The sequence below is a fragment of the Hoeflea sp. genome (assembly GCF_984452065.1).
Window position 1 is genome coordinate 1 of the sequence record NZ_CFHWAF010000245.1, and the last position, 2,277, is coordinate 2,277.

Sequence of the window (2,277 nt, forward strand, 5' to 3'; positions counted from 1 at the left end):
GGCCTCAACGTATCGCGCCGCGCCAAAGCCATCCATGAAAAACTTCAGGACGAGTGGAAGCAGAACAAGGTCAATCCACTGCAGGCGAATGACTGGCTCAGTGTCTACGCCATGGCCGTCAATGAGGAGAACGCCTCAGGCGGGCGCATCGTGACGGCGCCCACCAACGGGGCCGCCGGTGTCATTCCCGCGACGATGCGCTACTACACGCGGTTTCATGACGGATCGGACACGGGCAGTATTCATGACTTCCTTTTGACCGCCGCGGCCATCGGCGGGATCATCAAGCACAATGCCTCCATTTCCGGCGCGGAGGTCGGCTGCCAGGGGGAGGTCGGTTCGGCCTCGGCGATGGCCGCCGCGGGCCTTGCGGCCGCCATGGGCGGAACGCCCGAGCAGATCGAGAACGCCGCTGAGATCGCCCTGGAACATCATCTCGGCATGACCTGCGATCCGGTTGGCGGACTGGTTCAGGTTCCCTGTATCGAGCGCAACGCGCTCGGCGCCGTCAAGGCCGTCACGGCCGCGTCGCTGGCGCTGAAAGGGGATGGCACACATTTCGTGCCGCTGGACGCCTGCATCGAAACCATGCGCCAGACCGGCCTCGATATGAACGAACGCTACAAGGAAACGAGCGAAGGCGGGCTTGCGGTCAACGTCGTCGAGTGCTGAGGGCATAAATCCGGACAGGCTTTGTGGACAGGGACGGCAAGGTCCTTGACGGCGCGGCTCAGGCCTATACGTCAATGGCATGACCTTGAACCTTGTGAAGCTGTGTGTCGGTGTCGAGAGCGTTGAGGACCTGCAAGCCTCGATCGACTTCGGTCTGGCCGACAAGAAAAGCCGTGGTCTTGAGGAGATCCAGTTTCACACCACCCGGATGATACCCAAGCGCCTTGACGAACTGCTCGACGGCGGATCGCTTTACTGGGTCATCAAAGGCAATATCCAGGTGCGTCAGCACATTACCGACATCCGGCCCTTTACCGACAATTCGGGAATATCGCGCTGCCGTATCGTCATGGAGCCGCGCCTGATCCTGACGCAATGGCAGCCGCGCCGCGCCTTTCAGGGCTGGCGGTATCTGACGACAAAGGACGCGCCTGCGGATTTGTCCAAAACGAATGCCGGGATTTTGCAACTGCCGCCGGAACTGCGGCGCGAGCTTGCCGATCTGGGTCTGCTTTAGAGCATCGGGCGATGATATTAAACCATTTGACCGGCTTATCAGGCCTTCTGGCCAGGCGCGGTCGCTGCCGTGGTCTGGTTGACCACAAGGCGATCGCAACGACGTCCAGAAGGCCTGATAAGCCGGCCTTCGGTGAACCAAATCAGCCCGTCGGCGTCGTTGAACGGCTTGCCCGATGCCCGGCATCGCGCTGCGCCATTCGCCTGGCCGAGCGACCTGATTTGGATCATCAAATGGTTTAATATCATCGCCCGATGCTCTAACCCCTCTCGCGTTCCGGTTCTTCGTCCGCGAACCTTACCGGAGGCGATTTTTCCGGAATGAGACCGGCCCGGAACCGTTGCAACACCACCTGAAGCAACAGGCCGACAAGCAGCATGCGGATAAAGGAACTGCGCGTGGCCCATTCCGGCGGCAGCCGATTGGTGAAGATTTCCGTGACCGACCAGATCGTCCAGATGCTCAGCGCGCCTAAAATGGCGCCTTTGTTGTTGCCCGAGCCACCGGCCATCAGCATCACCCAGACGAGGAAGGTCACCAGCAGCGGGTCCGTGGCCGTTGGCGACAGGAAGCGGAAATAGTGGGCCGACAGCCCCCCGGCGATGCCCATCACCGCACAGCCGATCACGAAGGTCTGGATGCGGAATTTCTCGACATCCTTGCCGACGGCGGATGCGGAGGCTTCATTGTCGCGGATCGCCCGCAGGCTTCGCCCCCAGGGACTGTCGTAAAGACGGGAGGAGGCGAGAAAAACCAGCAGCACGATCAGCCAGACAAAGCCGAGGAAGACAACATCCGCCATCCGCCCCGTGGCTAGGTCGGCGAGGGGACGCGGTATCCGGGACATGCCGAGACTGCCGTTCGTGAGCCAATCCTCGTTGACGATGACCAGGCGCAGAATCTCCGCAATTCCGATCGACGCCATCGCCAGATAGTCGCTTTTGAGGCGGACGCAGATTCTGGCGACGGCCCAGCCGGCCAGGCCGGCGACAATTGCCGCACCGACGAGGCCGATGGGGACGGGCATTGAAAATCCGCCGAGATGTTTACCGGACGTCGCGGTCGTCAGGATCGCGGATGTGTAGGCG

General features: G+C 61.5%; 3 protein-coding genes. 2 read left to right on the plus strand and 1 reads right to left on the minus strand.

The window, feature by feature from the left end; translation table 11 throughout:
- Positions 1 to 672: L-serine ammonia-lyase (locus AC5E6N_RS23995; protein ID WP_491750172.1), on the plus strand; the 672-nt coding region annotated here is incomplete at its 5' end.
- A 79-nt stretch (positions 673 to 751) separates the two neighbouring features.
- Positions 752 to 1,189, plus strand: a complete 438-nt coding sequence (locus AC5E6N_RS24000) for a DUF1489 family protein (protein WP_491750173.1) — start codon at positions 752 to 754, stop codon at positions 1,187 to 1,189.
- 259 nt (positions 1,190 to 1,448) lie between these two features.
- On the opposite strand, the gene AC5E6N_RS24005 is transcribed toward AC5E6N_RS24000, so the two are convergent.
- Positions 1,449 to 2,277, minus strand: an 829-nt coding sequence (locus tag AC5E6N_RS24005; protein WP_491750174.1) for a branched-chain amino acid ABC transporter permease, incomplete at its 5' end; no start/stop codon positions are given.

Coding starts and splice junctions, on each gene's coding strand:
- AC5E6N_RS24000 (WP_491750173.1), top strand. CDS start 752: ATGACCTTGAACCTTGTGAAGCTGTGTGTCGGTGTCGAGAGCGTTGAG.